This window comes from Haladaptatus ordinarius (assembly GCF_054177595.1).
Window position 1 is genome coordinate 1 of the sequence record NZ_JBPEHH010000156.1, and the last position, 7,014, is coordinate 7,014.

Annotated in this window: 9 protein-coding genes and 1 pseudogene; 4 read left to right on the forward strand and 6 right to left on the reverse strand. The window is 51.1% G+C overall.

All coding sequences use genetic code 11. The annotated features are described in order from the left end of the window. Together ACR3FF_RS24915 and ACR3FF_RS24920 are read left to right on the forward strand one after the other, a co-directional pair. A pseudogene (locus ACR3FF_RS24915) lies at positions 1-153 on the forward strand (IS4 family transposase); the annotation flags it as partial. A 107-nt stretch (positions 154-260) separates the two neighbouring features. Further along, positions 261-758, forward strand: coding sequence for a hypothetical protein (locus ACR3FF_RS24920; protein ID WP_458190811.1), 498 nt, complete (start codon positions 261-263; stop codon positions 756-758). Positions 759-861: 103 nt separating this feature from the next. Here the strand turns inward: ACR3FF_RS24920 and ACR3FF_RS24925 are convergent, their stop codons facing one another. Together ACR3FF_RS24925 and ACR3FF_RS24930 are read right to left on the reverse strand one after the other, a co-directional pair. Beyond that, a complete protein-coding gene (locus ACR3FF_RS24925; protein WP_458190812.1) occupies positions 862-1,341 on the reverse strand; it encodes a hypothetical protein in 480 nt (159 codons plus the stop codon). 501 nt (positions 1,342-1,842) lie between these two features. Then, a complete protein-coding gene (locus tag ACR3FF_RS24930; protein ID WP_458190813.1) occupies positions 1,843-2,274 on the reverse strand; it encodes a hypothetical protein in 432 nt (143 codons plus the stop codon). Positions 2,275-2,367: 93 nt separating this feature from the next. Between ACR3FF_RS24930 and ACR3FF_RS24935 the strand changes: the two genes are divergently transcribed. Together ACR3FF_RS24935 and ACR3FF_RS24940 are read left to right on the forward strand one after the other, a co-directional pair. Continuing rightward, entirely contained in the window at positions 2,368-2,718 is a 351-nt protein-coding gene (locus ACR3FF_RS24935; protein WP_458190814.1) for a hypothetical protein, read from the forward strand. 335 nt (positions 2,719-3,053) lie between these two features. Then, the gene (locus ACR3FF_RS24940) at positions 3,054-3,182 is read left to right on the forward strand and encodes a hypothetical protein (RefSeq protein WP_458190815.1); all 129 of its coding nucleotides are present in this window, start codon (positions 3,054-3,056) and stop codon (positions 3,180-3,182) included. Positions 3,183-4,150: 968 nt separating this feature from the next. On the opposite strand, the gene ACR3FF_RS24945 is transcribed toward ACR3FF_RS24940, so the two are convergent. The 4 genes from ACR3FF_RS24945 to ACR3FF_RS24960 form a co-directional block, all read right to left on the reverse strand. Then, positions 4,151-4,840 (reverse strand): hypothetical protein, encoded by a 690-nt coding sequence (locus tag ACR3FF_RS24945; protein WP_458190816.1) that lies wholly within the window; start codon positions 4,838-4,840, stop codon positions 4,151-4,153. A 217-nt stretch (positions 4,841-5,057) separates the two neighbouring features. Further along, the gene (locus ACR3FF_RS24950) at positions 5,058-5,309 is read right to left on the reverse strand and encodes a hypothetical protein (RefSeq protein WP_458190817.1); all 252 of its coding nucleotides are present in this window, start codon (positions 5,307-5,309) and stop codon (positions 5,058-5,060) included. Between the two features lie 232 nt (positions 5,310-5,541). Further along, positions 5,542-6,315: a hypothetical protein gene (locus ACR3FF_RS24955; RefSeq protein WP_458190818.1), complete on the reverse strand. Its 774-nt coding sequence runs from the start codon at positions 6,313-6,315 to the stop codon at positions 5,542-5,544. 248 nt (positions 6,316-6,563) lie between these two features. Next, entirely contained in the window at positions 6,564-6,794 is a 231-nt protein-coding gene (locus ACR3FF_RS24960) for a hypothetical protein (RefSeq protein WP_458190819.1), read from the reverse strand. Between the last annotated feature and the right edge of the window lie 220 nt (positions 6,795-7,014).

Genomic DNA, 7,014 nt, shown 5'->3' on the forward strand with positions numbered 1-7,014 from the left:
CAGCTCATCCTCGAAGAGTTGGCCCAGTCGTTGGGGTATCCACCGCCGAACTTGTCGGAGTTGCTGTTTCGTGACGCCCGCCAACCAGAGAAATCACGCCTCTTACTCAGCGAACGAGTAGCTGAAGCCTTCATGAGGCGATCCAGTGCTTAACCGAACACCAATGCACCGCCAGCGAACCGCAGACGCCCAGCGCACGCTGACCGCATCTCAGTCGACTGCCTGTGAGTACGACCGCACCGCTACCCGGGACACACACCATGAGTAATCGCCGTCCGAACCAAGATATCCGAGACGAGATCGCAGAAACCATCATTGTTGGCCTGCTCAAATTCGCGTTCCCACCCACGATTCTCGATAAAGATGCGCCACTTCATCGGCGCTTCTGGCGCTGGAAAGGCGTCTACCTTGGCTATCTCGTGCTCGGGCTGTTTGCGTTCCGGCAGCCGATTCTCACAGGTCACTATCTCTACGCAGGGATTGCGCTCGTTCTGCATATGGCGATCCCAGTGATGGGTCTATTCGTCTACCTCACCGGCACGGTTCCTGGCTTTGATCTGCCGCTGCTGACTGATGCACAGGGAGTGGTTGGCCTTGGTGGCGCAGTGCTCCTCCTCTGGGGAGGTACTGCATTCGTGCGCAAACGGAACGGCGTGACACTTTTACGCTTCCCTGAGGGTGGCGACCCGGCGGATTCCACTTCCGCTTATTGTCCTAAGCGGAAGTGGCGAAAAACGGGGTTTCACAGACGATTGTAGCACTAATTCACGTCTTCTTTATATACAAACACAGGAAAACGGCTGTATATCAGATAGTTGAGTATGATTTTGACGATGGTTGTGTCAGTTATTCAGAGAGGAGTCACCCTAACGACAGCCGCACAGTCGCGTCAAAGTCCACTGCACTTTCTGGAGTCGTCTCGAAAGCACCACTGTTCTCCCAGATAAGAATGTGTTTTCCGAAAGGTACCGTACCAGAAGCATTCCCTGACTTCACACCCGACTTGCTGACGCCCTGGAAGTACGAGATCTCACCACCGTCACGGAATGCATCCATCTCTTTCTGCTCTAATACCCAGATATCGATCGGTGAACTTGCGTCCAGCGTCCAGTCGAGTTTGAAGTTCAACTTCCCGCCAAGACTCATAGCACCAAATTCACCCTTCTCCAAGTGGCCAGACGCTTTGTACACGATCTCAGAATTACTCGATTTGTCTTTCTTGACCGTGACTGCATCCTCAGGTGCCTGTGTCAATGATGTGGATGCTGACTCAGCTAGACAACCAGATAGTGCTATACTACCCGTTACTGCTACCGAACCGATAAATTTACGTCGGTTCATATAATTATAAATTTGTTTAAAAGGCAATGAGTTTTGTATTATGAATCTATAGTGTTAAAGTGTATCACCAGCCATTATTTGAGAGGTTCCAGTCGAAACAAGTCGCACACACGTCTGACGCCCATCACCGTGAAACCTGTCACTTCCGACTGTTGTTGGTTATATTTTGCTTCTAAGCACTGATTACTCTACTTAATCATGTGCATAATAATACACGGGGCATGTCTTGCAGTAAACGGCGGGCGTCACAATTGAGGAGGGAAAGAGGGAGCGCATGTCTCAGACATCCACGCTTGACGCTCGCTTACACTGCCACCGCTTGTGCAGCCCCCTGTAAAGCAGTCAGGGAGTAAGGGAAAGGGAAGGAGGGGGGGGAACGCGTTGACCGAGGACCAGTATTGGCTGATGTAGACTCGTCAAATATACCTTTCGTTTTACGTGTAAGCCTCTTACGTGTAAGCTGTTGACACAAATTTAACGCGTAGTATTGGGTATACAATACTAACGTTGATCTGCACCATCATACCCCGTGAGCCACCACTTCATTCGCTTCCACGCAGGTGCTGTTGCTCGTTCCTCACGTCGCTCTGCTAACGATCTTTCCTCCTCGACGTACTTTACCAATTCACGTTTCTCCTCTTGCTGAGCGAGTATCTGACGCTTTTCACGGCGAAGTCGTTCACACTCGGTTTGCAATTCATCAAGTTCACTCTGTAAGTCATCGACCTTTTCCTCATATTCGTCTATACTCGATTCATATTCGGATAGTAAGTCGTCTATGTTCTCTCCATACTCGTCACGTAGGGTATCGTATTCAAAACCCAGTGAGAGCACATCACGAATCACATCAGACTTACTCATATTGTGTTCAGACGAACGTTGCTCAAACTCGGATACCATTTCATCTGGGATACGAGCGGTGACTTGTTGCATACATCCGTGTTCACAGTACATTACAATCAAAATGCGTCAGACGTGTGGCGCACAAACGTAATAATATATATGACCGTAAAATAATATTAAAATATGCCAATTGACGTGACTGAAGCAGAGTGGGAAGACGCAAAGAGAAAACAAAGTGCTGCTGAGATAATACTCGAGTTTCTCCGTGAGAACAGTGGTATGGCATACACAGCTGAAGAGATATTACACGAGTTTGACGACAGAGACGTTGAGGAAATAGAGACTTTAGAAGAAATGTCTAAGCGGATGGAAACCGACCCAGACTGGAACACAGGAGACAATTTTATAATAGTAGCACGACATCTGCATCAATCTGAGATACAGCAGTACCTCGAAAAACTCGTTGATCAAGAAAAGGTAGAAAACCGTGTCGTAGACGTAGAGAAACCACCATATTACACGATTAGTGAGTAACGAAGCACGTACAAGAGGTAGGCGACTTCGAATAGTAGATGTCCGTAATGTCGACTAAGTCGTCCGCTGTGTAGACGTAGCGGCGTGGGCGAATACAGTGACGCGTGGAGAGCGGTATCTCGGTCGTTTTCGTGATTCGAGAGTATTTTATCATCTAAGCGGAAGTGCAATGCCCCCGGAGGTGCGCATCGAATTATGCGCGAACGTTACTTGACGAAAACCCAGCCGTCAGTCCTGTTCCTCTGCAGCGCAGAATCCTCCATTGAGGCTTCGAACTCACTTCTCCGATTACTGGTTCCAGAAAGCTTATTCCAGACGTGTAGAAGTCAGCAGGTATGGGAAAACCAGTCGCTATGGCTATCAGAACGGTGCTGGCAGGTGTTGGCTTGCTCTTCGTGTTGGCGGTCCTGTTTGGGGGTGACATAGACGAAGATGCCGGCGTATTATCGATTCCTGAACAATAAGCTGGTCCTTTACCCATATGAATTCCGTAGAAAAACATAGATTCGAAAATTTGGACGTCTCGATCGCAAGTGAGTTAGTATAGCATACTAACATAGAAGATGGCCGCTGGATTCATGAGGGATGAGCACACACCCCACGCTGTGGGGAGTTCGTCAGACTCGACGGTCTTGACCACCTGCTCATACTACCTAACTCCCCACGGATTAGCATAATATACTAACCTCAGCAATCGCCAACGAGAGCTGACGCTCGAAGTGTCCGTGCAGGTATCGCTACTGAAGTGAAAAGTCATGCTTCCCCACTGAGGCACTGACGTGCAGAAAAAGATATGAATAGTCGGAATTGACACCTCACCAATTCACTAACACCGGCCCCACAGCTGCCTCACGAACCACCATTCTCTACAGAACTGAAGAAATTAGCGGATGAAAAAGATACATTAGCCATCCGCACGAAGAACGAAAAGCCTATTGGCTGGATTATCATTACTCAAAAATGGTCCTCGATCAACGCGCTCCCTCCTCCTTCCCTTTCCCATACTCCCTGACTGCTTTACAGAGGGGTGCACAAGCGGTGGCAGTGTAAGCGAGCGTCAAGTGCAGATGTCGGAGACACGCGCTCCTTCCTTCCTTCCCTCCTCAATTGTGACGCTCGCTGTTTACGCCAATACATGCACCGTATATTATTATGCACCAAATTAAGTACAGTAACCGGTGCTTGAAAGCAAAGTAATCGATGCTTGGAAGCAAAATATAACCAACAGTCGGAATTGACACCTCGCCAATTCACTGACACCGTCGTCAGAGATCAATTACGAACCACCGTCCCCTCTACAACCGCAAAACAACCGCAAAACAAGATCAACCCATAGCTAATCGATAGTTGTTTGCGTTGGTTCGTGTTGTGGTGTTTTGTTTCGTGTTAGATTGGTAACCTTCTCAGGCGGGGTATTCTGACGGTGTCTCTCTCACGCCACTGACGACGATGTCACTCCCGTGTTCGTTGCTTGGTGCGACGCGAACGCGGAGTGTTGCTTGAGCATCCACCCGTGTTTGTCGTGCTGGAAGAACGTTATCCGTCCCTTCGAGAGCTGCATGACTCGCCGGCAAGCACGATACACCTGTTTCCACGCTAGATGCTCGTCGGTAGCAGTCGAGAGTAACGATTTGAGGCTATCACTTGTCTTGAGGAGGTTTCCCTGTGGTGTGTTCGTCGACCACTCCTTCCAGTGCTCGAACAGCGCCACTGCGCGCCGGTCACTTGCAGTTACGTGCTCGTCGAGAGCATCCTCACCGAGTACCGATAGGCGCTCAATAGGCGTGTAGTCCTCTCCAACCGTGTCGTGCAGGGTGGTTTCTCCACCGTCGCCCTGGGGGTTGCACCCCTCAAGAGTGTCCTCTAGACCGTCAAGCCGGTCAATCACACTCTCGCCCTGGAGGTGGGGGTGGCTGAAGTCGTACTCACCCGTGACCGTGTCCTCTAACTCCCACACGGTGCTTTGGGTGAGTTCGTGCGAGGATTCGAGGTCGTCGACACGCCCTTCAAGCCGGTCGATTCGTTCGTCCTTGGCTTCGAGTTTTGCTTCGAACTCTTTCCGCTGTTCTTCGAGTAGTTCTTCGACCTGTTCTAGCGTGACGTATTCGCTGTTGTCGCTCATTCTCGTGTTCGCGTGTCTGCCCCGAATTGTGAACGGCAGCGAACGGGTGGGAACGCCGACACGACCGGTCACCATGAGTGACAACCCCATGGATAGTTCCGTAGCTGGTTTTACGGAACATTTATTTGCCGACCGCGTGTAGGAGAGGATGTTCTAGGGGTCCTCCCCTTCCGAAGTTATTTGCCTACCAGTTTCATCTCAATCGACTCATTTAATTTTAACGCTCGTCCTCACAGACGACGTCCCGAAGTTCGTCGAGAAGGTCCGGATCGTGTTCTTTGAGGTGTTCGATGTCTTCGCTGAGTGGTCCGTCGAGCCGTGCGCGCACCCGTGAGCGCGTTTCGTATTCGCGCTGCTTTTCGTGTTCACCAGCGAGGCATTCGCGTTCGTATTCAGTCAGTATCCCACGGCCAGTCGACAATTCATGCCCTCGCTGATACAGACCACTGACGCCGTCGTCAGAGACCAATCTTGAACCACCGTCCCCTTTAGAGTAGACGGAGGAGGAAATTACACCCGTCACGTAATCACGAGAGAACTGAACATGGCTGACTCGTCTGCTTCTTTCTTACTACTACTGAAACAAAAGGTCTTTCTCCAGTGTCTCCACTAGTGGAGTGGTGCGTCAGTTCCAACGTGTATCAGGTTGGAACGTCCCCGCGTTGTTTTCTGCCTATGCTATCGTGATATCTTCCGTCTGATTACACCGCTGCAGACGCCTGCGTGGCTCCATTACCGGACGAGTGTAATTCGACCATGTCCCGCCAGTTATTCTTGTGCTCGACCACGAGACATTCTTCCGGGCTGTAGGACGTTCGGCCGAGCTGCTTCGCGTAGGCCTTCTCGACCACGACCATCTTGCTCCCGCGATGGTCAACAATATCTACGTGCTTCTTCCCGAGGTCACTCAAAAAGTCACGCACGCGCTTGACGTCGTTGTCGTTTGGCCGCTCGCCTTTGATCTTCGTGAGTTCACTGCGGAGCGTGCTATTGTCGATGACGAATCCCGCTTCAGCGCTTTTGGCGATGGCGGGGATGTTCATCGCAATCGTTCGCGCGCGCACCTGGTTGGATGAGAGATTTTGTATTGCCTCGTGCTCAGTGAGTCCGGTCACTTGCTCAAGCGGGCTCTCGGCGAGAAGCGTGTTGTGCACGGTAGTCTTGGTGCCGTCTCCCCCTGGGTTCACGTCTTCAACGGTGGCCTCTATCTCGTCAATTTGCTCGACGATGCTCCGCTCTTTGAAGCGTGGGTTTGCGGAGTCGTACTCTCCCATCACAATGTCCTCTAACTCCCACAGTGAGCTTTGTGTGATTTCATGGGATGATTCGAGGGTGTCGACTTGCTCGGCGAGCTGTTCGCCCGCTGCTTCGATCTCGGTGACGACAGCCGGCGGTGCATCCGTGTACTCGGTGAAGGCGTTCGTCACGCTCTCTGTAAACTGTGCTACTGCTGTGCTGACTGCGTTCTCGCTCATTCGTGTGGTTTTGTGCTTTCCCGTTGGAGCGGCAGCGAACGGGATGGGAGCGCTGTCACGAGCGAGTGATAGTTTCGCCACTAACGAGGGGCAAACTATTTTACGCTCGCGACAGAAAGGACAGGTGTCCAATCGGCCCTTTCTGCCGTGGTCAAACGACTCGTTACATAGCCGTGGGTTTCGCGTGGCCTTTATTTAAAGCCTGTTACTGTTTGAGTGAGAAGCGTCTGACGCACGGCTGACGGTCCTCAGTCATTCTCTTTGCAGACAACGTCTCGGAGTTCACCGAGGAGCTTAGGGTGATGTTCTGCTAGCGCATCGACATCCTGTTCAAGTACTTCGAGGCGGTCACGAACTCGGGCAATTGCTTGGTACCGCTTTGAATCGCTTACATCCTCTTCTCGCGTGATGTACTTTCGCTCCGTTTCTGTCATGAGCGCACGAGTGCGAGCCATTCGTCCCGGGATTCGGGCCGCCATTGCATATTTGGATACCATTTGCAAATACGTAAACTTTGCGAATGTAGAAACATTTGCTAATATGCAAATAATTAAAGAAGTAGACGGCATAGTCGTGGACGGGCCGTGTTTAATCGCCTGAAGGGAGTGGAATCTCCTGTTCTGCGGCCTTCTTGATGTTGTAGACGGCACACATCAGTGCAAGTTCACGAAATTCTCGGTACCAGGTACGCGCTCGCAG

Coding starts and splice junctions, on each gene's coding strand:
- ACR3FF_RS24920 (WP_458190811.1), top strand. CDS start 261: ATGAGTAATCGCCGTCCGAACCAAGATATCCGAGACGAGATCGCAGAA.
- ACR3FF_RS24925 (WP_458190812.1), bottom strand. CDS start 1,341: ATGAACCGACGTAAATTTATCGGTTCGGTAGCAGTAACGGGTAGTATA.
- ACR3FF_RS24930 (WP_458190813.1), bottom strand. CDS start 2,274: ATGCAACAAGTCACCGCTCGTATCCCAGATGAAATGGTATCCGAGTTT.
- ACR3FF_RS24935 (WP_458190814.1), top strand. CDS start 2,368: ATGCCAATTGACGTGACTGAAGCAGAGTGGGAAGACGCAAAGAGAAAA.
- ACR3FF_RS24940 (WP_458190815.1), top strand. CDS start 3,054: ATGGGAAAACCAGTCGCTATGGCTATCAGAACGGTGCTGGCAGGTGTT.
- ACR3FF_RS24945 (WP_458190816.1), bottom strand. CDS start 4,840: ATGAGCGACAACAGCGAATACGTCACGCTAGAACAGGTCGAAGAACTA.
- ACR3FF_RS24955 (WP_458190818.1), bottom strand. CDS start 6,315: ATGAGCGAGAACGCAGTCAGCACAGCAGTAGCACAGTTTACAGAGAGC.
- ACR3FF_RS24960 (WP_458190819.1), bottom strand. CDS start 6,794: ATGGCGGCCCGAATCCCGGGACGAATGGCTCGCACTCGTGCGCTCATG.